The following is a 24380-nucleotide window of genomic DNA, read 5'->3' on the forward strand; positions in this document are numbered from 1 at the left end:
ACGTGAAAAAATATAATATTCCAGTGGAAGCGGCACTAGAAGTCATTGGAGGCAAGTGGAAAGTCGTTATTCTTTGCCACTTAATTAAAGGGACAAAGCGCCCTGGAGAATTAAAAAGAATTATGCCGCGCGTTACGCAAAAAGTATTAACGCAGCAGCTTCGAGAACTTGAAGCAGACGGCATCATTGTTAGAAAAATGTACAATGAAATGCCGCCTCGAGTAGAATACTCTTTAACAGATTACGGATGGTCTTTAAAAAGCATTCTTGATTCATTATGCTCTTGGGGAGAACATCATATTGAAAAAACGTATCCTGATAAAGAAGCTGTACTTATGCAGCCTGTAGAAGAAGTCACTGTTTCTAATTAAAAAAAGCTGACTATCTAGTCAGCTTTTTCATTCCCTTACTTTCTTTGTTTTTTCAGATGATGTATATATTCAGGAGGAACCCATATGACAGAACAACTTAAAAAGAAAATTAGTCTTCAAGATGCTATCAAACAGCAGCTTGCTAATAAGAAGAATCAATCTTCAAGTAAAGCTCAAAATAGCAGCACCAATCAAGCAACCAAAAAGCTGACGAGTCAACAAACAAAAAAAACGAATAATCAGCGAAAGAGAACAGGTGTATAATGAACGGCCAAAATAGAAAAGACGTAGCTCCTGGAATTGAAGTCGACATTGTTTTAAAAGCAGATCAGCGTTCTGGAAAACTTACACGCGGAACGGTCAAAGACATTCTGACCAATTCAAACTTTCACCCACACGGCATCAAAGTCCGTTTAACAGATGGACAAGTCGGACGCATAAAAGAAATTTACCCAAATTAAAAAAGCATGTATTCTACATGCTTTTTTAATTTACACTTCAAATAAATCTACTTATCATTTCCTACTTTTGTTAAAATAAAGAAGCACTGTCGTCCCCTTTCTTTCCCTTGGGAATTCACGCAAGGAAGAAAAAGGTGGTGGATAGTCTGAGACGAATCCTCAAGTCATTTTTCCTAGATGCTGAGAATGTTCAGCTCCTAACGGCTTACGTAGAGCTTTTAGGAGCCATAGTCGCTCTTATTTTGCTATTTTTCCAGTAGTAAAATAAGTAATCACCGATAAGTATCGTCTAAAAGGTTCTTCATCCATAAGCCTCGTGTGCTGATTGTCTTTAGGGAATCGTGTTTGGCGGCACTTCCCTATAGTAAAAAGACAGCTTCCTTGCAGAAATGGACAAGGTGTAATCAACTACGGCCGATTATGGGTGCGGGACCTTTTTCTTTATTAGTCTATGTCTTTTTTTTACTTCCCATACACAAAAATAAAAAAACCTCCGAGTTGGCGGTCTCGAAGGTTTTCTCTAGTGAATCGTTTTCGACAAATCCTCATCCGGGCTAACAAGGTTCAGATCTAATAAGATTATGTGATGAATTTCTTCACCTTACAAGTTGCACTTGTCAAAGCTAAGAATTCATTCGCTTGTTAAGAATAACTGAACGTGCGCTCCAGATTGTCATTTTTCCTAGTCTCAGTATATCATATTTATTGAAAACAGGTAAAAAAAGTGTTCGACAAAGCTTGTTAGCAGCTCTTCACCTATGTCATATTTTTCAAAACAAAAAACATTTTACAAATATGAAGGAATTTCATACTATTAGATAAAAGATAAAACATAGAAGATAGAAGATAGAAGATAGAAGTATTCTGACTTGGAGAGGATTTCAATGAAGCAACCTCAGTTAGAAAAAGAAATTCGAGCCTTACAATCAGATATTTACCAATTAGCTAAAAAAACAAGCAGCTATTCTCACGGTGAAATTTTAAAATTAAGTCAAAAGCTAGATCAAAAAATTGTTAGTTACCAAAAGCTTTTTAACCATACCAAATAAGAGCCGCGTTGGACTTTCACTTTCTATCCCTCAAGTACCATAAACCTACAAATAAAACAGATATGTTTTATTCGCAATAGGTACATCTCTGCTTCCCTAATTAATAGGGAAGTTTTTTATTTAGAAAATTAAAACCTTCTCCTTTCCTTAGGTTAGTTGTCATACAAATTGGGTATTCAATCAGTAGGCCTTAAAACCTATCTAAGAAACATAAAGGAGAGAATGCATGATGAGTAATGCTGATACTGCCGAAACAAAAAAAGGCGCTGACTTACTAGTAGAAAGTTTGGCAAGTCAGAATGTGCCTTATATTTTTGGCATTCCAGGAGCCAAAATTGATGGCGTATTTGATGTTTTGAAAGAGAAAGGACCAGAAGTAATTGTTTGCCGCCATGAACAAAATGCTGCGTTTATGGCAGCTGCTATGGGAAGACTGACAGGTACGCCGGGCGTTTGCCTTGTCACATCAGGTCCAGGTGCCGCTAACTTAGCCACTGGCCTTGTGACTGCTACTTCTGAAGGTGACCCAGTGGTAGCCCTAGCAGGAGCCGTTCCAAGAGCAGATCGATTAAAAAAGACGCATCAATCAATGGATAATGAAGGACTATTTAAATCTATCGCCAAATTCAGCGTTGAGGTAGAAGACGCTGCAAACGTTCCAGAAGTGATAACAGACGCCTTTCGCGAAGCTGTTTCTTCTCCTTCAGGAGCATCTTTTGTCAGCTTGCCGCAGGATGTAATGGATAGCGAAACATCAGCTTCCACTCTATCCGTTTTAAAAGCTCCTACGATTGGGACTGCCAATTTAGACGCTGTTGCCCAAGCTATACACACTATTCGCACAGCAAAACTACCTGTCTTGCTTTTAGGTATGAGAGCAAGTAAATCTAAAGCAGTGGAATCAATCCGTCAACTTATAGCAGAACATGACCTTCCTGTGGTGGAAACGTTCCAAGGTGCGGGAGCTGTTTCAAGAGAGCTTGAAACTCACTTTTTTGGGCGAGTAGGTCTTTTTCGCAATCAGCCTGGAGACGTCTTATTGAAGCATGCTGACGTCGTCTTAACAATCGGATATGACCCAGTTGAATATCCTCCTTCTCTTTGGAACTCAGAAAGTCAAAGAAGCATTATTCATTTAGATGATTTACAAGCACAAGCTGACCACCATTATCAGCCGGAAATTGAGTTAGTAGGGGATATTCCAAGCACAATTGACATATTAGCGGATAAACTCCCACATTTAATACGTTCAAAAGAAAGTGCTTCTTTTTTAAAAACGCTAAAAAGTAAACTTGAACAACCTGACGATCAGTACGAGTTTTCTAATGACACTTACCTTCATCCCCTACAATTAATTGAAGCTCTGCAGAACTTTGTTGAAGATGATACTACCATCACATGTGACGTTGGTTCGCATTACATATGGATGGCTCGTTATTTTCGTTCCTATGAACCTCAGCATTTACTATTCAGCAACGGTATGCAGACACTAGGTGTTGCTTTGCCTTGGGCTATTTCAGCTGCACTCGTTCGCCCCCATAAAAAAGTTCTGTCCATGTCTGGAGACGGCGGGTTTTTATTTTCAGCTATGGAGCTGGAGACAGCCGTTCGATTAAACTTACCAATTGTTCACATTATCTGGAACGATCAAACCTACGATATGGTTGGCTTTCAACAGCAGATTAAATATGGCCGAAAATCTGCAGTAGAGTTTGGCAGTGTAGACTTTGTTACGCTTGCTGAAAGTTTTGGTGCCAAAGGATTTAGAGTTAACTCACCAGAAGAATTTTCGGACACTCTAGCAAGCGCTTTTCGTGAACAAGGCCCAGTTATCATCGATGTTCCTGTAGATTATAAAGATAATGAAAAATTAAATACACATCTACTGCCAGATCAAATTAACTGAAAGGACTGAGTAAAGAATGAGCAATAAAGAAAAATTAACGATTCACCAAACTTCCACCATGATCGCTTTATTAGACGGAGTATTTGACGGTATTGTCACATACAAGGATTTAGCTAAGAAAGGTGATTTCGGCATCGGTACGTTTAATCAATTGGACGGTGAAATGATTGCCTTTGACGGAGAATTTTATCATATTGCTGATGGGAAAGCCGCGCCTATTGGCGAAGATGCAAAAACACCTTTTGCCATTATGACAACCTTTTATGAAGATATCTCTTATCGTGTAGAAAAGGAAATGAATCGTGAACAACTAGAAACCTTAATGAACGAGCTTATTCCTAGCCCGAATTTATTCTATGCAGTTCGCATTGACGGAAAGTTTAAAGAAGTAAAAACGCGCACGGTTGCAAAGCAAGAGAAGCCCTATCCTTCTATGGTAGATGCGGCTGCTGATCAGCCTACATTTACATCTTCAGATGTAAATGGAACACTAGCAGGTTTTTATACGCCAGAATATTCTTCAGGCATCGGTGTTCCCGGCTACCACCTGCACTTTATTGATGAATATAAAAAAGAAGGGGGACATGTTTTAGATGTCTCTGTTCAAGATGTTACAATTCAAATCTGCAAAAAAACGAAATTAAATCTCAATTTATCGGAAACAAGTGAATTTTTAAATGCTAATTTAGAAGACCATGATGTAGAAGAAGAAATTGCGACGGCTGAATAAACAACGATACTTTTACTGATAAAAAAACGCTCATCGTCATGCATGACGATGAGCGTTTTTTATTTAATCGCGTTCAGGCTTCATTTCTAGCACAACACAGAAACCTTCCGCCTATACGTAAAAAGAGCCTGTGTCTTTTAAAACATAGAAAAATGGTATTTCAGTCTCTTTTAGACATCTAGCCATTCGATCCTTAAAGTTATCTAATTTAATTATATTTTTTGCTTCTTCTAACGTAAAATATCCCACATCCTGCGTTTCATTGGAGACAGAAATTTCCCCGCTAATCGCTTTTCCCTTTAATAAAATAACAGTAGTAGATCGTTTAACATCTTGTTCTACTCCTAGAAAGTTGGTTACTTCAATAACAATTCCAGATTCTTCTTTAACTTCTCGTATCCCCGCATCTTTTATTGATTCACCTGCTTCAACAAAACCGCCTGGAAATTCCCATCCCCGTCTATGGTTCTTGACTAGAAGCACGTGATGATCTTGATTTACCACCATAACTGCTACAGCTAATTTTTGATTCAACTTTTTCTCACTCTCCTTTTAGCCCGTTAAGATATTGTTCAAGAAGATGAAGAAATCTTTCTATATCTCTATATGTGATATCACCAATATTTGCTATTCGAAACGTTTCTAATTTATCAATTTTACCAGGATAAATGGTGAATCCTTGTTTATAAAAAAAATCATGCATAATATCAAAATTATACTTTTTATCGGAAGGCTCGAGGATAGAGGTAATAATTTTAGAATGATGCGTTTCAGGAACCAAATAGGTTAACCCAAGCCGAGTAATTCCATCCGTTAAAGTAGTCCATGATTTTGAGTAGCGTTCATATCGTTTCTCAATTCCTTCCCACTGAGTTTCTATAATTGCCTGCTTTAAGGCGTACATAGTCTGAACAGGAGGAGTAAAACGCAATTGTTTATTCATTTGGAAATATCGATACTGATCATATAAATGAAGATAAAGGTTACGAGGCTTTATTTGCTCCGTTTTTTCTAACCGGTCTTTATTTGCTATAACAAACGACACGCCTGCCATTCCTTGAAGGTTCTTATTTGCACTTGCGGCTAGATAGCTTATATTCATTTTTTGCATGTCAATTGGAACAGCTGCATACGAACTCATTGCATCCACAATCATTTCGACATTTTTCACTGCACAAAATTCCCCAATTTTTTCAATATCATTAAGAAGTCCCGTGGAAGTTTCACAGTGAACAAGCGCCAGATAAGAAACGTTCGTTGAAATCTTTTTCACAAAAATTTCTAAGTCGTTCATATCAATAGCCTGCTCGGCGGAGCTTTTATATTCTAAATAATTTAGTCCATAAATTTCAGCGATTTTACACATTCTTTCACCGTATGGACCATTATTGATAATAACAACCGTACCATTATCAATTACTGAACTTAAAATCGATTCCACTGCCGCCGTTCCAGATCCGCCGAATAATACCGTAGTATACTTTTCTGGATTCCCCACAAATTTTGTTAGTTCAGCAGAGATAAATTCCACCGTCTCTCCAAATTCTTTTTCTCTCGGGCAAATGTCTTCCACTATTTGAGCATATTTGACGGTATCTGTTGTAGTTGCCGGTCCGGGGTTTAGGAGTATACTTCTCTTAACTGTATGCGTAATACCTTCTCGAGCTTTAATAATCGGATAAACAATAGCAGTTGCTCTTGCCCAGTGATCTTCATTATCCACTTCACACCATGCCAAATTATCCAGTTTATGAACATACACATTTGCTTTTTCGGAAATTTTAACGAGGCCATATTCATAATCGATCGTTTGATTAAACTGGAACAGCGTATTTGCTTCATCACAAAGTCCCTGAAATGTAGCATAAGAGAGTTTGGTTAAACCAACTAGTTCTGCATAGATACTATTCAACTCTTCTTTTTGTTTTGACATATTCTTAAGGTTATTATTCTCATCAGCTTCAATATAAACTTCATCGCCAGCACCGTTCAATTTACTCGCTAGTATGACGTCTGATCTCAAATGGTTTACTAATGTTTCCAACGCATTCTTTTCATAAATTACATCTGATTCCAATAGTAAAAAATCTTCTTTAATATAATTTTTAAATTGATACAGCGTAAACAGGCTTCCCGTTGTTTCGTATCTAGAATTATAAACACATTTTATTTGAGGATATCTAACCATTAGCTTTTCATATTCTTCTTTCATATATCCTGTTCCAATAAAAATCGTCTTGACTCCTGCTTCTATTAACTTGGAAATGGAATGTTCAATAATCGATTTTTCATCAATCATCAAAAACCCTTTAGGGCGGTTTCCAGCTCTTTTACGAATCCTGCTCCCCATCCCTGCAGCTAGAATAACAGCTGTTTTAATCATCTAAAAACACCTGCAGTCTTTCTCTGACTTCATAAGGCTTCATTTCAGGACGCCCCAGGTTCTTTTTAGATCCTTTCGCTATTTTAAGATATAAAAACGTTAATTTTTTATCACTTTTCCACTGTTTGATATACGTCTCTAACTCATGTAAGTTATGAACATGAATGGAATTTTGATATCCACAGGAAGAAGCAATATCTACAAAATTAATGTTATGAGAGACCGTATGTTGCCCCCCTGTAGAATCATGGGTTTGATTGTCTAAAAGAATGTGTAATAAATTTGCTGGACAGTAGTATCCGTTGGTTGCTAGATTCCCCATGCGCATAAGCAACGCTCCGTCTCCATCAATTGTAATGATGTTCTTTTCATTTTTGCTCAAAGCTAAGCCTAAACCAATGGAACTAACGCACCCCATAGATCCAACCATATAAAAATTATTTCTTGCGTCTTCTATTTCGTAAAGCTCTCGTCCTGTTTTTCCTGTAGCGGCCAATTGAATAGTATCGTTGTCTTTTAATGAATTAACTACTCGTAATGCCTCATACCTTGAAGGTAACTCATCGGTTGTTATCTGTTCACTTTTCATTTTAGGAGTAACTTTTTTTATTGATTTTTCTAAGAGCTTAACTGGCTCAAACGTTCCTTTTTTTACAATAAAGAAGTAGCTTTCATTATTTTCAACAGTTTGATTAGCCCGCTGTAATTGTTTTTTAACTTCGGCAAAATCAGAAGATAAATATTCCCATTTTATTTTCATTGTATTTAGCAGGAAAGGAGTAATTTCTCCCATTAATTCATGCTGCGGTTCATCTGGAAATCCAGGTTCTCCGCGAAAACTGACAAATCCAAGGACAGGAATTTTAAACGGATGAATAAGAGAGGTTAAAGGGGAAACAGCATTTGCTAATCCGGAGTTCTGCATTAAAACAACTGCTTTGTTGCCAGCAATTGATGCCCCAGCAGCAATCGCTACCGCTTCTCCTTCGTTTGCTGCTGCAACATATTCACATTCGTTGATAGCGTAGTTAATAAGATGTTTAAGATAGGAACAAGGAACCCCGCTATAAAATTGAAAACCTAGTTTTTTTAATTGAGTTCCAAATACGGACGTACTAATCATTTCTCCCACCATCTTTTTGAATCTTTGTATACGTTTCGGTATCTATCCATGACCCCATCGTATATTTAACAGCAACCGGGTGAATTAGATTAATATAATTAAAGAAATCAGAAAACGTGAGCTGAGCAAAATCTTTTCTTTGTGCCAATTCTTCCAAAGCTTTTTTTACAACCTCAGTGCCTTTTCCAGAAACTTTCCAAAGACCAATGAATTCACCGTGAATGTTGTTAGAGTTTGGATTGCACGACATTTGAATCAAGTCTACTGCTTTGGAATACAGCTGCTTGGAATAGGGAAGTTTAGCAGTTACATAAGATGTTTGATTCCCTTTTAACTCATAATCAGCTCCTGCTACGATCGTGATATCACCGCTTTCATGAATTAACTCCTCAAAAACATGTGTTTTATATACGATGTTACTATCGCTTATTAAAGTAGCCGTTCCTAGCTTATCTCTTGCAGCATAGAGATGATATAATTCTCCTTTATTAGGAAACGCCTTATCTTCCATAGCTTTGTTGGAACCTACTTTTATACTATTTGTCACGCCGACTTTTTTTAACTGATTTATCTGCTCAGTTATCAAAGCTTCATTTGCTGATTCTTTTAACAGAATCATAGCGTTCGTGCTATGATTGGCAGAGCTTAAATAAAGTTTCTCTGCGATGTCGAGCTCTTCAGCTTTTTGAAGACGGAAAACTTCCTCAAGCGGAGAGACATTTTTTTCTACGTTAATCAAACTTTTATCGCAATAAATCTGAGCGGACGTTTTTTGCATAGCTGTAATGGAAGATCTTAAGTTATGGTTGGCCCAAATACTCAAGCTAATTCCTAAATCACTAAATTTATCAGTTGGAACCGAATAATATTTGGTTGGAACAATAATAACCGGAAGCCTGTTTCCCCACTCTTTCATAAAAGCTTCAATCTCTGTCATATCTGACCTTTTACTATGAATCAAAACGGCGTCGGTTCCCGCTTGGCGATAAGCTTCTGCACGCTTTAAAGCTTCCTTCAGCCCCCACCCTGCAATAAAAGCTTCTACACGCGATACCACTACAAAATCTTCGTCATTTTGGCTATCTTTCATTGCTTTAATTTTGCCGCAAAATTCATTAATATCTGCAAGCGGCTGTGCTTCACCTTTAATAAATGAGTTTGTTTTTGGAAACAATTTATCTTCAATACATACGCCTGGAATGTCTCGCTGCTCCAATTTCTTAACTAATCTTCTTGCATTATTAAAGTTCCCATAGCCTGTATCCCCATCAAGAAGAATTGGAACGGACGTTGCATCACTCATAAACTCTAAGATGTCTAATACCTGTGTCCATGAAGCCTCGTTATTATCTCTTACACCCAGTGCTGCAGATAATGACAGGCCGCTGGCCCATATCCCTTTGAACCCTGCTTCTTCTACAATCTTTGCAGATAGCGCACTGTGAGCCTCCATAATAAACTCTAGCTGTTTACTTTCTATCAACTCTCTTAGCTGTTTAGTCTTCTTCATGTCTATCCTCCTTTTACTCTTCGTTGGCTGGAATAAGTTTATTTCTTAATTCTTTAAAAGTAGGTTTTGTCATAACACGATGCGTTACTTTTAATAAAATTATTGTATTTTCATTTAAATATGGCGCTAGCACATTGTATACTTCATCACCAGTCTTGCAAAAATAGACTTTATTAGGGTCCATTCCACATTTTAAAGCTCCTGTCCCAATAGCTTTTGCTTCTTCTTCTACTACCACTAAAATATCAATCTTTGATTCCGCTGCTTTTTTTCCCATATCTTCATATTGTTTAATTGCATAAGGTCCTTCTCCTAGCTGAGGCATGTAACCTAATAAAGCAATAGATTGTTTCTCTTTTGACATATCACTAAGAACTCCGAGAGCTGTAGTCATCGATAAAGGTGAAGAGTTCCATGTATCATTAATTACCGTACATTCATTTATTCCTCTTTTAAATTCCAAATGTTCTTCTACTTGTTCAAATAAGCTAAGTCTTTGTATGGCAACGGAAATATCAACGCCCACATAAAATACTGCAGCAATGGCGGCCAGTGCATTATACACATTATGTTCACCATATCCAGGGATAAAGGCATCGTACTCTTTGTCTTGGTGCTTTAAAGTGAAAGCCATTCCTCCCTTGGCATATTTAATATTCTTTGCTTGAAATTGGGAACTATCATTTTTACCTATATATACAACATTTTGCAGATGACTAACATCAAGCACTCTCTTAATATTTTCATCATCTGCGTTTAAAATCAAAATGCCTCTATTTGGATCTAAACCTTCTACAATTTCGGCTTTTGCTTTCATATATTCTTCAGGTGTTTCACAATCAGCGAGATGGTGTACGCCTATATTTAATAGAATTCGTATTTGTGGCTGAAAGTAGTGACACGCAACTTTTAAATAGCCCGGATAAGCGACTGGCATTTCAAAAACAGCTACTTCTGTCGTATCATCAATACCTGTTAAATAACGTAGATTTACAGACATAGAATTCATACTCATCCACGTAGCTTTCACTTTATAATCTTCAATTAATATTTGTCGGATCATCTCTTTCGTGGTCGTTTTCCCACAAGTCCCTGTAACACCAATAACAGGAAGATCAAAGAGCCCTCGGTAGTATTCAATAAATTTCCAATAAGCCTCTTCTAATTGAGCTGTTTTAACAAGAATAATATTTCCCTCTAAGTTCGTGCACAGCTCAGGGTGATCTGTTATAACGACAATTGAATGATTTTCTTTCCAATACTTCCCTCTAATCGGTTCTCTATCTAAATGAAAGATGAGTGTATGATCCTCTATATCCTTTTTAGCGTAGTTTATAGCATGTTTAATAACAGGATTTCCTGATCCATAACAAAGGTCTCCTCCCGTTTGTTTAAGGATTTCATTTAATGTGAAGTGCTTCATGTTAAATCCTCCTTTTCTTCTTCGTAACCAGCCAGTGAAGACGCATAATTAAGCAGACGAATCCCCGCCAAAGTACGCAGCTTGTAGGCTCTAATTTGTGAGAATAGACTATCTGGTTTTGCATTTATTTCAAGTAACTTTATGGAACCGTACTGATCTATACATAAATCTACCGCCAGCTCCCCAAAAGGACCCACTTTCTCCTCTACTGTTGCAACAATATTTTTAGATACTTTAGCTAATTGGTTTATAATGAGCCTTCTGTCTGTTGGATCAGGATATAAACTGTTTAATATTTTACTGAGGCGCATATTCGTTTCAGAATCTTCCGTTAGCACATCTTCACCGGTGAGACGCGCAACCATACCCGTTCGAAGCCAAATTTGCTTTTCATTTTTTTGCATATAAACCCGTATTTCTAAATTTTTATCTTTATGCTGTTTTCTGCGAATTCCTTCCTGAACAAGATAAGGATTGTTTTTCATCAAAGGAGAGAGCAAAGTAAATAATTCTTCCATATTACTGAATTGATGCAGCTCTTTTTTATTAAGATCAAACCAAAAGATGCCTGTTGGTCGGCGAACGATACGCATGACTCCTTTACTTAAGGCTCCGCTAAGCGGTTTTAAATAGACTTCTCCGTAGTTATCAAGCATTTCTGCAATATCACCAGAATTTTGTACCAGACGTGACTCTGGAAGAAATTCTTCATATTCTTTCATAAGAAGTTCATATGTTGCCCACTTATCTCCCGTGAGCTGAAACAAATTTGAAGAATTAACAAAAGGAATTTTATAAACCGCCTGAAGTTTTGCCCTTACTTCATCTATTAAAATATTCTTTCTGCCATCTATGAAATAACGGTCATAAATAACAGCAGGAAAAGGATAAAGCCCTTCACCGTTAATAGTTGTTCCTTTAACCAATTTTTTCTCCCAATCAATATCTTCGGGTTCAAACACATATACAAGCATTCGCTTTTCAGTTGCTAAGCGACATAGATGATGGAAATAGGTTGTTTGTCTTTCAAAAGGACGGTTAGCAAGAATGCCAATGATAGGACCTAAAGTTATGATGCCTTCTGAAGCTGATAGCTTGGGGCACCAATCTTTCGGGAGAGATAGTTTATCACGGAGAGATTTAGAGAGTTGAACCATATTTGGATGGCGAAATGAAAAAGGATAAGAATGAACAGTTGCAGTTGATATTGCCTTTCCTGCACTAACAATCGTAGACTGCCCCTCTTTGAGGCCGTATTTTAAACGGAGCTTTTTGGGGATTTGAATAATATGTCCGCGGTCATAGATTTCTTTAGAAATCTTTACATTCCAATTCCGCCGAATATCATTTGATTCATCACAAGGAATTTCTTTTTCTATCATTTCAAATAGAAAAGATAGTTCATTTTGATAATGTGGATAGCTGGATGTTTTCATAAGATTGGCCTTGATATCTTTCCACATTCGTTTAAGAAAGATTTTATTCCCTTGATAGTAAGCACGTTGCGTAAGTGGATGAAATAAAAATTCGCTTTTTAATTCATGATGATGGGTAGCAACTAGCTGAGCAAGAGCTAAAGTGGAGAGAGTAATTCTAGGGTCGATAATCCAAGAGCTTAAAGTTAAATACTCAAATCCATACGGTTTCTCACGATAGCGTCCAAGACCTCCATGGTTCGTTTTCCGTCTGAGTTTAGCGGTCTTAGATTCTTCTATCAGCGCTATTGGAATAGCAAGGTAGTGGTCAAGGGCTCTTAATAAAGATAAAGAAAGCGGAATGCCAAAATGAATATGTCCTCCACATTGATACCCTGAAAACGGCATGCTGCCTGCCCGAAAATGAATATTTTCATATGGTGCCTGTGCAGATGCTTTTTCTATTAACTTTTGGATGTTCTCAAATAGTTCTGTTGATGAATTCGCTTTTTCAGGCCTAACTTCTACTAATGCATACTCACCGCTATCTTGCTCTATTTGTCTTTCATCACAGCCTACCGGACCTTCAACAGAAAAAAAAGTAGAAGCTGGTAGAAGCTCTCCGTCACAACTTAACATAAACTCAACGTCAGCACCCATGCTAAAAGGAACACTAGGGTTTAATGGATTTTCTATCCATTCACTTTCTGATGAGTTAATATCTGTGACGATGCACTCTCCATTTTCTAATAACCCCATTTTGACAAAGCCGCTTTTAGCTCCCGTTACGTAGAGCGCTCGAATGGCTACGTTCATCAGCATTTCCGGTACATCCATGCCGTGTACCTGTTCTAATTTCCAGCCGAAGGCTTGTGTTCGAATGGGTATTTCATTAAATACAACATGTTCACTGGTCACTACTTGTACTGTTTTTACGCTCAGTCCTTCTACTTCTAGACAATATTCTTTGTCTATTGCATATATTTTCGTAAAATAATCATACCCTTCATATATTGCTTGGTCCTTTGTATTTACGATAACAATATCTCTTCCGCTATGGTGACCATACTTCCTCCCTATCACTGGATATGAACAGGTTTTGGGGTCAACTAATTCAACAGACGGTATATTATTCAGATTAAGAGTTTGCAGCGTCATTTCTTTATCAGATAATATCCCTAACTCTTCTCTCATTGGATCCATTTTAAAGCCTCCTAATTAGAACTTTCTATCGTATTTTGCTACTTTAATGCCCTATAACAATAATCAGCTACTCATATAGTATGTAACTAGACAAAATAATCCTGTACATTTATCTATTTATTTCCACCATCTCTAAAAACTTTTTATGTATGTATTTAACACGTGTAATAATTCACCGATTTTATTTTTACTGCATTTATTATAGAAAGGATAGATTTCAAACGATATAAAAGGAGAAATAGTCAATGACATTAAAATTCATTCATGGAAACTACTTAAAATACAACAAAGGAACTGGTTTTATAAGCTGTCATGTGGATGCACTTCATGCAGAACCACCTGCTGCTGATTTATTTACGGATAAAGTTGTAGAAAATTTAGTCAAGAAAACAGGATGTGCAGGAATCGTTAGTACGGTTTCCAGAACCATAGCAGATTTAAATAGAAACCTAAATAAAACAAACCATGAGGGGATACATGAATATAGAAGAACAATCCAAGAAATTGTTAAATCTTTGAAGATAGTAGATGATAATAATTGCCTTTTAACACCCTATTTGCATTTATCTTTTCATGGAATGAAGGATACACATTATGGGCCTCATGCAATCGAAGTGGGGACTTTATATGGACAATCCTGCTCAAAGGAAGTTAAAGATTGGTTTCAACAGGCGCTGACTAAAAAATCTGAAGATTCGTTCCCGAAAATCCATGTAATATTTGATAATAAATTTGTTGGAAACGAATCAATTGCCTTTCACAGACAAGGTGACAATAGCGGCTATCTAGGTTACAGTCATAATTTTAATACGTTTCAAATTGAATTATCCCGGACTCTGCGCAGCAAACACAGAACTACTATAACAAAGATATTTTCCGAGATTATTGATGACTTTCAACAAACATTCGTCGCTACTTAGTTTTTAGGAATCTTTTCCGTCTACTATTTCTTTTATATATTTAGGTAAAACAAATGATGCATGGAAAATTTCAGGATCAATATATTGAGTATCTGTATGCTGTAGCTTCGTCAAATCGGCCTGAAGAGGATCCATTTTTTTAGAAGCAATCGTAAAACTCCAAATGCCGCAAGGGAAAAGAGGTATCGTCACTAAATATGTGCGGACAATTGGAAATAGCTCCTTTAAATTTTTAATTGTGCCTTGTAATGTAGAAGTATTGTAGTAAGGAGATCCCGATTGAAAAACAACCACGCCGTCATCCTTAAGACTGTTGTAGACATATTGATAAAAATCAGGTTGAAATAGTTTTTTTCCCGGTCCAACAGGATCAGGCCGATCAATTATGAGAACATCATAAACTCCCTTTTGTTCTTGAATCCAATCTATTCCATCGCGATGTATCATATTGAGCCTCGTTTCACCATCATAACAAGAAGCCGGAGTTAGCCATGTGCGGCAGATTTCTGTAACTTTTGGATCGATTTCGACTACATCAATTTGTTGAATTCCGGCATACTTCATGGCCTCCCGTGCAGGACCACAGTCTCCTCCGCCAATCATCGCAACTTTTTTGGGATTTGAATGCGTTATAATTGGCACATGGCTAATCATTTCATTATAAATAAACCCTTCTCCTGTTGAAATTTGTGGAGTACCATCTAGCACCAACATTTTTCCATACCATTTTGTATCCACAATACTGATTTGTTGATAGGAAGATTGCTCATAGTGAAGCAGACTTTTTACTTTATACCCCATTTTCACTCTAGCCTGTCCAACGTAACTCCATATCCAGAGAACCCCATTATCATCCTTTTTATAACCTGAAAGAGGATGCTTTTCTGTCACTTTTTCCACCTTCTATTTCAAAAATTTGTGTTCTATATAAAATATGAATTATTTTTTATTTCGCTATAATTCGATAGCACAAATTTATAGATGCTTACTCTATTAATCTCTTCTAATTTCAATTTTCCTTCCATTCTTTCGACAATATTTCTACTTACTGTTCTTTCAAAGCTTTTTAACCGTTTCTTCATCAGCACTTAGATAGAGTGTAAGTCTAAGTTATCTCTCCACTTTTATCTGGGTCCGTTCTTCAGTAAAAGTACGGAAGAAAACCTAACACAGAATGATACATAAGAAAGAAAGCGTAGTATCATAATTACCATATTGCAACAGCTTTACGCTGGATAAAAAAAAGGAGGTTTTTAAGTAATGTTTTCTAAACGGCCCTTATCTGTACTTCTCATCTCGACTTTATCTATGATTATTGCTTTTTCAGTATGGTCTGTCTTCGCACCTATCGCTGCAGATATTCAAGTAATGTATTCATTAACCAATGCTGAAAAAAGTATCTTAATTGCCACTCCCGTCTTATTAGGTTCCCTCATGCGAATTCCGATGGGGATTTTAACAGATCGCTTCGGGGGAAGAAAAGTCTATTCTTTGACTATGCTGGCTCTTTTACTCCCTACTATTTGTGCAGGCTTTACTCATTCTTATTCTATGCTGCTCTTTTGGGCATTTTTTATCGGCATGGCTGGAACAACATTTGCTATTTCCATTACATATGTCTCTAAATGGTATTCACCTCAAAAGCAAGGTTTTATTTTGGGAATTGCCGGGATGGGCAACTTAGGATCGGCGGTAGCAAGCTTTAGTATTCCACTTATCTTTTCTTCTTTTGGCTTGCCTTGGGTATTTTGGAGTTTAGCAATTGCGGTAGCCTTAATGGCTCTTTTATTATGGATAGGAACTTCAGACCACCCTTCTGCTGCTTCCCCCAAAACGCTGCAGGAATCTTTATCGGTATTAAAATTTAAAGAAACGTGGTTTTTATCCGTTTTCTATTTTTTAACATTTGGTGGATTTGTAACGTTCAGCATCTATCTTCCTACCATTTTGCATGATCAATTTAATGCTTCAACTGTAGACAGTGGGCTGAAAACAGCTGTATTTGTCGTACTAGCAACGTTTGTACGGCCTCTTGGAGGATATTTATCGGATGTCTTCGGAGCAAAAAAAGTACTCACCTTCGTCTTTACCGGAATGCTACTAATAGGGTTATTTATTGCATTTACCATCACTGCCTTCTCCCTATTTAGCGTAGGTTGTTTACTTGCAGCCATTACTCTTGGTATCGGAAATGGAGCTGTTTTTAAAATGGTTCCATCTGTTTCAACAGGAAATATTGGAGCTGTTACCGGAATCGTAGGAGCATTCGGAGGAGTAGGCGGCTTCTTTCCCCCTATTGTGCTAGGCTTTATAAAAGATACAAGCGGAGACTATGTTGTCGGTTTTTCCTTACTAGCGCTTTTTGCCCTATTCTGTCTCTTACTAAATTATTCTGGATTCAAAAACCAAAATGTACGTATTAACCAAAAGCACCTTGCCTGATTCCATGCAAAAAGCCTCTTTTTTCAAGAGGCTTTTTGCATCAGCATTTTTAATAGCTGCTTCTTTTTACAGAAGGGCTAATCTTCACAGCACTTACTTTAAACCCCGGCATCTTACAGGAGGGATCTAATTTCTCAGAAACAAGGTTATTAACATTTTGAGAATCCGCCCAGTGAAAGGGAACAAATACGGTATCTGGCCGAATGCCCTCTGAAAATTTGCTTCTTACCACAATCCTTCCATATGAAGATTCAATTTGTACTAATTCTTGATTCGAAATTTCATATTTTTTCGCTGTTGAAGGGTGGATTTCCATAAAAGATTCGAAATTTCTAGCAGATAAAGACGCACTTTTTCGCGTTTGTACACCCGTTAAATAGTGCGACATCACTCTCCCCGTTGTTAAATAGAGAGGGTATTTTTCCGTTATTTTTGCTTTAGGTACAATAGCTTGATTCGAGACAGCGACCATCATCGCTTTTCCATCACTATGAGCAAAACGCGTTTCAAACAGGCGCTCGGTTCCTTTATCTGTTAAGCTTCTGCATGGCCATAAAATTCCTTTTTCCTCTCGTAATCGTTCGTACGTAATACCAGAGTAATCCGCGATCCCTCCTTTACTTGCTATTCGCAGTTCATTAAATATTTCTTCAGCTGATGCAAACGAAAAATGTTCCTCTTTCCCTAAAACTTTAGCAATTTCACACAGTATTTCCCAGTCGTGTTTGATTTCGCCGCGGCATGGAAAGCTAGCTTCGCGTAATGTAACTCTTCCCTCTACATTTGTCATGGTTCCTTCATCTTCCAAGTAGGAAGATGCTGGTAAGATCAAGTTTGCTAATTTTGCTGTTTCTGATTCAAACATATCTGCTACTACTAGAAAATCAAGCTTTTCAAAAGCCTTCTTAACAAAATTAGCGTTTGGATTTGAAACTGTTGGATTTGAACACATCAAAAACAACCCTTTAATTTCACCGTCATGAATTTTTTCAATCATCTCATATGCAGAAACACCTTTTCTAGGAAGGTCTTTCTCCTCTATGTTCCACACATCCGCTATATACATCCGGTGCTCACGATTTTCGATTGAACGGTAGCCTGGAAGCTGATCCGCTTTTTGACCATGCTCCCGGGCTCCTTGCCCATTTCCTTGACCGGTAATGGCCCCATATCCGCAGCGAGGTTTACCAATTTTCCCAACAGAAAGTAGAATATTTAAAAAATTCCGCACCGCAGCACTTCCGTCTGTTTGCTGCTCTACCCCTCTAGCAGTAAAAATCATTCCCGTTTTTCTTTGACCAAACATACGGGCAGCTTGGTACATCTCTTCAAGTGGCACTCCCGTTATTTCTTCAATGATATTAAATTCTAGAGACGCCACATATTGAATTACTTCTTCAAATCCATTTACACGTTCTTGTAGAAATCGTTCATCTAGATAATTTTCTTCGATAAGGACCTTCAAGATTCCATTGGCTAATGCCGCGTCGCTTCCCGGCTTAAGTTTCAAGTGTAAATCAGCTATTTTAGTTGTAGCGGTTTCTCTTGGATCAATTGCAATAATAAATGCTCCATTTTCTTTTGCTTTCTCAAAATAAGGCATAATCGTTGGCTGACATTCCGCAATATTTGTTCCAGCTAACATAATACATTCAGTAAACGGAATCTCTTGCAAGCTATTCGTAAATCCTCTGTCCATGCCAAATGTTTTACTAGCAGCAGAAGCAGCAGCCGACATACATAAGCGTCCATTGTAATCAATATACTTTGTTTTTAACGCAACTCGAGCAAATTTCCCTAATAAATAAGCTTCTTCATTTGTAATAGAGGCACTTCCATAAACACCTAGCGCATCTGCTCCATTCTTCTCTTGAATCTCTGTAACGTTTTCTTTAATATAGTGAAGAGCTTCTTTCCAAGAAATCTTTACAAACTCTCCGTTTACTTTTAATAAAGGATATTGAATCCGATCTTTATGCAAAGGATGCTGATGCGCATTCATTCCTTTGATACATAACCTTCCTTGAGAAGTAGGGTTGTCTGTTCCAATTGTTTTATACGTTTTCCTTTTTACATGTGTTTGTTCAACTAACTGCATTTTGCACTGCATGCTGCAGTAAGGACACTGAGTATTATAGATATGCTCGGTTTCAACTTGCTTTTGCTGCTCACGAAAATATTTCAATAGCATCTCAGTCATCGTAGGTCACCCTTCTTTCCTATAATAAATATGTGATTGCACGAGAGCGCTCTGAACTGAGCTGCTTCATTAAATACTCTCGATTGTCTATCTCAAACAAAACTTCTCTGACATGAACAATTCCTACTCGTTCGATCCAGCTCCCGACAGTTTCTAAATAGTTTCCTGTTTCACGGTAATATTGAATCAAAGAACAGCTGATTTCTACTGCTTCTTCGTTCGTTTCGGCCACATAAAACAGCTCCCCGCTTCTGTCTTCTGCGCTGCTTCCGCCGACATATATTTCCCATCCTCTGTCTATTCTGCTTAATCCTATATCACTTGTTGTTACATTCTCTGCAATGTGAGAACACGAAGCAATACTGATTTTGATATCACATGGGGTCTTTACATATTCAAGCTGTTTATCTAATTCATTTGATAAAGCAAGAGCAGGTTCATGCTGACAAATACACGTTCCTTTTCCTATATAAACAGATACATTTTTAACTGTACGTTCATATAGCTGCTGAAGTCCTCTATCTATTTCCTCACTTATCAACGGAAGATATTCTTTTTTCACTCCAATAAGTTGAATGCGCTGATCACTTGTTAAACGAATATTAGAGATGTTGTACCTTTCAGCTACATTTGCTATGTTCCTTAATTCCTGTACATTTGTCAGACCACCGTGAATTTGCGGTACCACTGCATAAGTCCCATCGTGAAGCAAAACGGCCTGTTCATTCTCCGTAGTAAATAAAGAATGTCGATTGTTTTCATAATGAGGATGCATCATATCTAAATAGTAATGAAGACCGCCTTCACATAACGAACAGCCTTTCATGTCTTTAAACTTTAATATTTCTCTTACTTGCTGAACCGTCTCAAATTGATATTGCTGCATTTCTCTTACCAGCTCATCTTCTGATAAATGTGTACATGTACAAAAGGTTTTTTGTTCAATGATTTCATCAAACTCATCGCTTTGAATATATGTTAAAAGATCTGTTACAAGGGGTTTGCATCCTCCGCATGAACCAGAAGCTTTCGTGCAATTTTTTATTTCATCTACTGTCGTTAAATCATTTTTCTGTACTGCTTCAATAATGGCTCCCTTTGTTACACCATTACAGTTGCATACCATATCTGTAAGTGGCATAGAAGCTACTGCATTTTCTTTTTCATGTTGAGAAGGAAATAATTGTACTTTTTCCGCTTGCGACAAATCCTTTTTTTCATTAATCATTTGTGATAGCTTTATAGCCTCACTGGTATCTCCAAAAAGAACAGCTCCCACTATTTTCCCCTCGCGAAAAACGACTTTTTTGTATATACCATCTAACATATTCAAAATCGTAATGGCTTTTGCACCTTGATTTTCCTTGAACTCTCCGACTGAGTAAACGTCTATTCCTGATATTTTTAATTGAGTGGAAAGAACGGACCCGCGATAACCATCGTTTTTTATTTGGCAAAGATGTCGCGCTAAGACTTTTCCTTGTTCGTAAAGAGGAGCAACAAGGCCGTATGTCATCCCTCGATGTTCCGCGCATTCACCTACTGCATAGATATCCGGGATGCTCGTTTCTAAATAATCATTTACGATGATTGCTCTATTTGTTTCTATTCCGCTTTTTTTAGCTAGATTAACATTTGGCCTCACTCCTGTAGCCATTACAACTAAATCAGCTGCAATTTTGCTGCTATCGTTAAATCGGACGCCTTCTGCTCGATTTTCCCCTATAATCTCATCCGTATGCTTGTTTAATAGAAAACTCATGCCTTGCTTTTCCAATTCTTCTCTTAACATAGCAGATGCTGCTCTGTCTAACTGTCGCTCCATTAAGAAACCCGAATGATGAATGACTTGAACATCCATTCCCAAATTTAATAGTCCCCTAGCAGCTTCCAGCCCTAACAGACCCCCTCCAATAACCGCTGCTTTTTTATATTGTTTAGAAATTTTAATCATTTCCTGACAGTCTTCGATGGTACGAAAACCGAGGACACCTTCTTTGTCAGACCCTTTAACGGGGAGCATATACGGGCTCGAGCCAGTAGCAAGAATAAGCTTGTCGTACATCGTCTCTCTGTTTTTATCTGTTTTTATTATTTTTCTCTTAGTGTCTATGTGCGTAACGCTTTCTCCTTTAAATAAAGTGATATTATTTTCCTTATACCATGCCAAAGGATGAATATTGATATCTTCAAGCTTTGTACTGCCTTGTAAAACGGTTGATAATAAAATTCGATTATAGTTAACGTGAGGCTCACTTCCAAAAACAGTAATATCAAAACCATCTGGAGAATGAATAAGAATTTCTTCAATACAGCGCATTCCTGCCATTCCATTTCCGATTAATATCAGCTTTTGTTTCGTCATATAAAAACCTCCAACACATAGATTCAGACCGTAAAATATACAGTTTTTATTATTCCATAAACTTCTCTAAAAGAAATGAACCTTGTTATAACTTCTAACATTAAAATCTGTTTAAAGCGTATGAATACGCCGATACCATTCGTTGAAAGCAAGCTTTTATATAGAAGATTAATATGCTTTAAAAAGGGGTAGAAAAAAGGATGCTATGCTTATATCACCTTTCCCTACGCCTTATAAGTAATCTATATAAAATTTTGTTATCTTCTTTTTGCCTACTATTTATTTATTTTGAAATCAATTATGATAAAAGAAAGAGTCTGAATTGGAGGTTTAAAACATGTCAATAACCGTTCACGCCACTCAGTGGATTCATTTTCAAATTAAATTGTATAACCTTCATTCCAAAACGAGATCGCTTAAAGATCAAAAACTAGAATTACCTCTGCCAGAATTCCATCAAAATCTAATCATATTTACATCAGCAGCTCATCATGGCCTTACGTTTGGATATCAAGCCATTCAATGGGATACACCCTATACTTCCTGTCCGATTTACATAGAGCATCAGTCTATTCCATGGTCCACTTTAGAACAACGTTCCCATAAGCACATAACTGAACATATTACAGCTATTTTCTTAGAGACAATGTTTTATAGACAAAGTCAATTCAAACAATGTCAATTTTGTTTTGAATTTATCATTCCTGAGAGTCTTTTTGACCATACAACCTGTCAAAACTGCGCATCACGACATTTTGGAGTGGTGTATTAATTAACAAACAAAAGCATGAAGGAGTCAGAAAATCTCTGACTCCTTCAGGCTTTTGTTACATGACTAGCTGAACAAAAAGTGGAATAACGGCAACTGTGACGACGCCTACAATAACAACTGCAATACTCGCCATGGCTGCCTCTACTTCTCCCATTTCAATCCCTACGGCTACTCCCAGCGCATGTCCAGAAGTTCCAAGAGCTAATCCTTTTGAAATTGGATTCTTCACCTTGAATATTTTTAAAAATAAAGCGCCCAGCGCATATACGATGACTGCATTAAAAATAACAGCAAAGGAAGTAATAGCAGGAATCCCTCCAATATCTTGAGACAATGGCAGCGCAATCGCTGTTGTAGCTGCTTGTGGAAGCATTGATTTCATCACAACTTCATCCATATGAATACCTTTAGCAATCGCAAAAATAATCGCTACCGAACAAACTGACCCTACTGCAATAGAAGAAAGAATTTGCCACCAGTACTTTTTTAATTTATCGGCTTGCTTATATAAAGGGATGGCAAAAGCAATTGTTGCCGGTTCTAAAAAGAAGCTGATAATCTTCCCGCCGCTGCTATATTCCTCATAAGAAAAATGACCAATTTTCAAAAAAGCAATTCCTAGTACCATTGCCACAAATAAAGGAGTAAATAAGAAAAAACCTTTTGACTTTTTAAATAAATACGTTCCAATGCCGTACGCAGCTAAAGAAACCACGATTCCAAAATACGGATTCATCTTTCCAACCACCTTGTCTCTTTATAATTGATGTTAAGCAATACCTTGTTTTTTCGTTTTTTCACTCATATCTACATCTTTTATTTCTTCTTTTGCTTTATTATCTTTTGTCATGCCAAGTATAAGCTGTGAAAATAAGCCTGTAACGCCTAACAAAATAATCGTTGCCACGATGATAACTAAACAAATTTGAATGCCGTACTGCTGCATAATACCTAATGAATTCATAACAGAAATACCTGCTGGTACAAATAAAAATCCGATCAAAGAAGTTAAAGCCGTTCCCAGTGATTCAACTTGCTCTAGTTTAATAATCTTCAAGCAGAGTGCAAGAAATAACAGCACAAGTCCAATGACTGAAGCAGGCATTGGAAAAGGCAAATGCTCTGCAATAAAATCTGAAATCAACATAATTACGGAAAAAATAAATGCTTGTGTTAAGAAGCCATACACTTTTTTAGCACTCATTTCTTTCACCTCTCTCTGTTTGTTGACTTCATTATATAAAATGAAAATCAATAGGAAAGCGTTTTCAAATCAAAGAGTCAAATATTTGTGCTCACTTACAAAAATCGAGCCTTGAAATGCAAAAAACAGCTTGCCAAAATGCATACGCAAGCTGTTTTTTTCTTAAATTCCTAAACGTTTCTTTAATTCTTTAGCATATGTACGGCTGACAGGAACTCGCTCATCGTTTTTCATTACTAAATTATACGTAGAATTAAACCAAGGCTGTACTTCGGAAATATGATCTACGTTGACGATATATCCCCTGTGCACACGACTAAACGACTGAGAAGGGAGCTTTTTTTCTAGCATAGCAAGCGTATCAGCAGTATGGTAGGACTCTGTTATAGTCTGAATGGTGACTTCTCCTTCTATTAACCCTACAAACAAGATGTCCTTTATATTCACCAACACAATCGAATCGTCTACAGAAATCGCTAACTTTCCAGTTTGAGAAGAAGACTCTCCTATCGATTCTTCTTCTTTCACAGCGGAATGAGGAACACGCATTTTTTTATATTTATGAATGGCCTGCACCACTCTTTCTTCGTCAAAAGGCTTCAAAATGTAATCAATTGCATCTACTTCAAAGGCTTGTAAAGCGTACTGATCGTACGCGGTTGCAAATATAATAGCTGGCGGATTTTTCATTTTTTTAAGCCTTTTAGCAATATCAAAACCGCTGTCATCTGACAGTTGTATATCTAAAAATAATAAATCCGGCTTTTCATCCATCATTTTATCCAACGCCTCTTCGATACTTTCAGCTTCTTCAATGAAGTCTACTTCTTTCGTTCGATGTAATAAATATTTTAATTCATCTCGCGCTAACATTTCATCATCTACTATTAGTACTCGCAGCAT

At 37.2% G+C, this 24380-nt stretch carries 21 protein-coding genes; 9 read left to right on the top strand and 12 right to left on the bottom strand.

All coding sequences use genetic code 11. The features are described 5' to 3' along the window. Nucleotides 1-2 precede the first annotated feature (2 nt). From ACFX4R_RS09090 to budA, 6 genes are all read left to right on the top strand, one after another. Nucleotides 3-371 carry a winged helix-turn-helix transcriptional regulator gene (locus tag ACFX4R_RS09090; protein ID WP_013055500.1) on the top strand — a complete coding sequence of 123 codons (369 nt, stop codon included), beginning with the start codon at nucleotides 3-5 and terminating at the stop codon, nucleotides 369-371. Nucleotides 372-455: 84 nt separating this feature from the next. Continuing rightward, nucleotides 456-635 carry a hypothetical protein gene (locus ACFX4R_RS09095; RefSeq protein ID WP_013055499.1) on the top strand — a complete coding sequence of 60 codons (180 nt, stop codon included), beginning with the start codon at nucleotides 456-458 and terminating at the stop codon, nucleotides 633-635. Continuing rightward, nucleotides 635-832: a YwbE family protein gene (locus tag ACFX4R_RS09100; RefSeq protein WP_043980363.1), complete on the top strand. Its 198-nt coding sequence runs from the start codon at nucleotides 635-637 to the stop codon at nucleotides 830-832. Before ACFX4R_RS09095 ends, ACFX4R_RS09100 begins: the two co-directional genes overlap by 1 nt. Nucleotides 833-1716: 884 nt before the next feature. Then, nucleotides 1717-1881 (top strand): aspartyl-phosphate phosphatase Spo0E family protein, encoded by a 165-nt coding sequence (locus ACFX4R_RS09105; RefSeq protein WP_014461503.1) that lies wholly within the window; start codon nucleotides 1717-1719, stop codon nucleotides 1879-1881. 226 nt (nucleotides 1882-2107) lie between these two features. Next, nucleotides 2108-3787, top strand: coding sequence for an acetolactate synthase AlsS (gene alsS, locus ACFX4R_RS09110; protein WP_377569390.1), 1680 nt, complete (start codon nucleotides 2108-2110; stop codon nucleotides 3785-3787). A 16-nt stretch (nucleotides 3788-3803) separates the two neighbouring features. After that, nucleotides 3804-4517, top strand: coding sequence for an acetolactate decarboxylase (gene budA / locus ACFX4R_RS09115; RefSeq protein ID WP_043980365.1), 714 nt, complete (start codon nucleotides 3804-3806; stop codon nucleotides 4515-4517). A 111-nt stretch (nucleotides 4518-4628) separates the two neighbouring features. On the opposite strand, the gene ACFX4R_RS09120 is transcribed toward budA, so the two are convergent. From ACFX4R_RS09120 to ACFX4R_RS09145, 6 genes are read right to left on the bottom strand one after another with little or no spacing between them, the layout of a single operon-like run. After that, nucleotides 4629-5051, bottom strand: a complete 423-nt coding sequence (locus ACFX4R_RS09120) for an NUDIX hydrolase (RefSeq protein WP_013081823.1) — start codon at nucleotides 5049-5051, stop codon at nucleotides 4629-4631. Nucleotides 5052-5058: 7 nt separating this feature from the next. Further along, complete coding sequence (locus ACFX4R_RS09125; RefSeq protein ID WP_377569392.1) at nucleotides 5059-6900, bottom strand: 2-aminoethylphosphonate aminotransferase; 1842 nt, start codon at nucleotides 6898-6900, stop codon at nucleotides 5059-5061. Next, complete coding sequence (gene aepY / locus ACFX4R_RS09130; RefSeq protein WP_165575544.1) at nucleotides 6893-8023, bottom strand: phosphonopyruvate decarboxylase; 1131 nt, start codon at nucleotides 8021-8023, stop codon at nucleotides 6893-6895. Before aepY ends, ACFX4R_RS09125 begins: the two co-directional genes overlap by 8 nt. Further along, nucleotides 8016-9533, bottom strand: a complete 1518-nt coding sequence (gene aepX, locus ACFX4R_RS09135) for a phosphoenolpyruvate mutase (protein WP_340447638.1) — start codon at nucleotides 9531-9533, stop codon at nucleotides 8016-8018. Before aepX ends, aepY begins: the two co-directional genes overlap by 8 nt. A gap of 13 nt (nucleotides 9534-9546) precedes the next feature. Continuing rightward, on the bottom strand, nucleotides 9547-10956 hold the full coding sequence (locus ACFX4R_RS09140) for a Mur ligase family protein (protein WP_377569394.1): 1410 nt from the start codon (nucleotides 10954-10956) through the stop codon (nucleotides 9547-9549). Beyond that, nucleotides 10953-13574, bottom strand: coding sequence for a putative amidoligase domain-containing protein (locus ACFX4R_RS09145; protein WP_377569396.1), 2622 nt, complete (start codon nucleotides 13572-13574; stop codon nucleotides 10953-10955). Before ACFX4R_RS09145 ends, ACFX4R_RS09140 begins: the two co-directional genes overlap by 4 nt. Nucleotides 13575-13819: 245 nt before the next feature. On the opposite strand from ACFX4R_RS09145, the gene ACFX4R_RS09150 reads away from it, so the two are divergent. Beyond that, a complete protein-coding gene (locus tag ACFX4R_RS09150) occupies nucleotides 13820-14494 on the top strand; it encodes a hypothetical protein (protein WP_043980381.1) in 675 nt (224 codons plus the stop codon). Nucleotides 14495-14497: 3 nt separating this feature from the next. Here the strand turns inward: ACFX4R_RS09150 and speE are convergent, their stop codons facing one another. After that, entirely contained in the window at nucleotides 14498-15385 is an 888-nt protein-coding gene (gene speE, locus ACFX4R_RS09155; protein ID WP_043980383.1) for a polyamine aminopropyltransferase, read from the bottom strand. 369 nt (nucleotides 15386-15754) lie between these two features. On the opposite strand from speE, the gene ACFX4R_RS09160 reads away from it, so the two are divergent. Next, nucleotides 15755-16936, top strand: a complete 1182-nt coding sequence (locus ACFX4R_RS09160; protein ID WP_097824290.1) for an MFS transporter — start codon at nucleotides 15755-15757, stop codon at nucleotides 16934-16936. Nucleotides 16937-16985: 49 nt separating this feature from the next. On the opposite strand, the gene nasC is transcribed toward ACFX4R_RS09160, so the two are convergent. Continuing rightward, nucleotides 16986-19136 (bottom strand): assimilatory nitrate reductase catalytic subunit NasC, encoded by a 2151-nt coding sequence (nasC, locus tag ACFX4R_RS09165; protein WP_377569398.1) that lies wholly within the window; start codon nucleotides 19134-19136, stop codon nucleotides 16986-16988. A gap of 19 nt (nucleotides 19137-19155) precedes the next feature. Continuing rightward, entirely contained in the window at nucleotides 19156-21501 is a 2346-nt protein-coding gene (nirB, locus tag ACFX4R_RS09170) for a nitrite reductase large subunit NirB (RefSeq protein WP_377569400.1), read from the bottom strand. Between the two features lie 337 nt (nucleotides 21502-21838). Here nirB and ACFX4R_RS09175 point away from each other — a divergent pair, with 337 nt between their 5' ends. Then, complete coding sequence (locus ACFX4R_RS09175; protein WP_016763097.1) at nucleotides 21839-22273, top strand: hypothetical protein; 435 nt, start codon at nucleotides 21839-21841, stop codon at nucleotides 22271-22273. 55 nt (nucleotides 22274-22328) lie between these two features. On the opposite strand, the gene lrgB is transcribed toward ACFX4R_RS09175, so the two are convergent. From lrgB to ACFX4R_RS09190, 3 genes are all read right to left on the bottom strand, one after another. Beyond that, nucleotides 22329-23009, bottom strand: coding sequence for an antiholin-like protein LrgB (gene lrgB, locus ACFX4R_RS09180; RefSeq protein WP_025749840.1), 681 nt, complete (start codon nucleotides 23007-23009; stop codon nucleotides 22329-22331). A gap of 33 nt (nucleotides 23010-23042) precedes the next feature. Next, a complete protein-coding gene (lrgA, locus tag ACFX4R_RS09185) occupies nucleotides 23043-23477 on the bottom strand; it encodes an antiholin-like murein hydrolase modulator LrgA (protein ID WP_034654275.1) in 435 nt (144 codons plus the stop codon). A 162-nt stretch (nucleotides 23478-23639) separates the two neighbouring features. Next, the gene (locus ACFX4R_RS09190) at nucleotides 23640-24380 is read right to left on the bottom strand and encodes a LytR/AlgR family response regulator transcription factor (protein ID WP_043980396.1); all 741 of its coding nucleotides are present in this window, start codon (nucleotides 24378-24380) and stop codon (nucleotides 23640-23642) included.

It is taken from the genome of Priestia sp. YIM B13490 (assembly GCF_042787735.1).
GTDB classification, from domain to species: Bacteria; Bacillota; Bacilli; order Bacillales; family Bacillaceae_H; genus Priestia; species Priestia megaterium.

Coding starts and splice junctions, on each gene's coding strand:
- ACFX4R_RS09150 (WP_043980381.1), top strand. CDS start 13,820: ATGACATTAAAATTCATTCATGGAAACTACTTAAAATACAACAAAGGA.
- ACFX4R_RS09100 (WP_043980363.1), top strand. CDS start 635: ATGAACGGCCAAAATAGAAAAGACGTAGCTCCTGGAATTGAAGTCGAC.
- ACFX4R_RS09190 (WP_043980396.1), bottom strand. CDS start 24,380: ATGCTGCGAGTACTAATAGTAGATGATGAAATGTTAGCGCGAGATGAA.
- ACFX4R_RS09160 (WP_097824290.1), top strand. CDS start 15,755: ATGTTTTCTAAACGGCCCTTATCTGTACTTCTCATCTCGACTTTATCT.
- ACFX4R_RS09095 (WP_013055499.1), top strand. CDS start 456: ATGACAGAACAACTTAAAAAGAAAATTAGTCTTCAAGATGCTATCAAA.
- ACFX4R_RS09140 (WP_377569394.1), bottom strand. CDS start 10,956: ATGAAGCACTTCACATTAAATGAAATCCTTAAACAAACGGGAGGAGAC.
- nasC (WP_377569398.1), bottom strand. CDS start 19,136: ATGACTGAGATGCTATTGAAATATTTTCGTGAGCAGCAAAAGCAAGTT.
- alsS (WP_377569390.1), top strand. CDS start 2,108: ATGATGAGTAATGCTGATACTGCCGAAACAAAAAAAGGCGCTGACTTA.
- lrgA (WP_034654275.1), bottom strand. CDS start 23,477: ATGAGTGCTAAAAAAGTGTATGGCTTCTTAACACAAGCATTTATTTTT.
- nirB (WP_377569400.1), bottom strand. CDS start 21,501: ATGACGAAACAAAAGCTGATATTAATCGGAAATGGAATGGCAGGAATG.
- ACFX4R_RS09105 (WP_014461503.1), top strand. CDS start 1,717: ATGAAGCAACCTCAGTTAGAAAAAGAAATTCGAGCCTTACAATCAGAT.
- aepY (WP_165575544.1), bottom strand. CDS start 8,023: ATGATTAGTACGTCCGTATTTGGAACTCAATTAAAAAAACTAGGTTTT.
- ACFX4R_RS09125 (WP_377569392.1), bottom strand. CDS start 6,900: ATGATTAAAACAGCTGTTATTCTAGCTGCAGGGATGGGGAGCAGGATT.
- ACFX4R_RS09175 (WP_016763097.1), top strand. CDS start 21,839: ATGTCAATAACCGTTCACGCCACTCAGTGGATTCATTTTCAAATTAAA.
- budA (WP_043980365.1), top strand. CDS start 3,804: ATGAGCAATAAAGAAAAATTAACGATTCACCAAACTTCCACCATGATC.
- lrgB (WP_025749840.1), bottom strand. CDS start 23,009: ATGAATCCGTATTTTGGAATCGTGGTTTCTTTAGCTGCGTACGGCATT.
- ACFX4R_RS09145 (WP_377569396.1), bottom strand. CDS start 13,574: ATGGATCCAATGAGAGAAGAGTTAGGGATATTATCTGATAAAGAAATG.
- aepX (WP_340447638.1), bottom strand. CDS start 9,533: ATGAAGAAGACTAAACAGCTAAGAGAGTTGATAGAAAGTAAACAGCTA.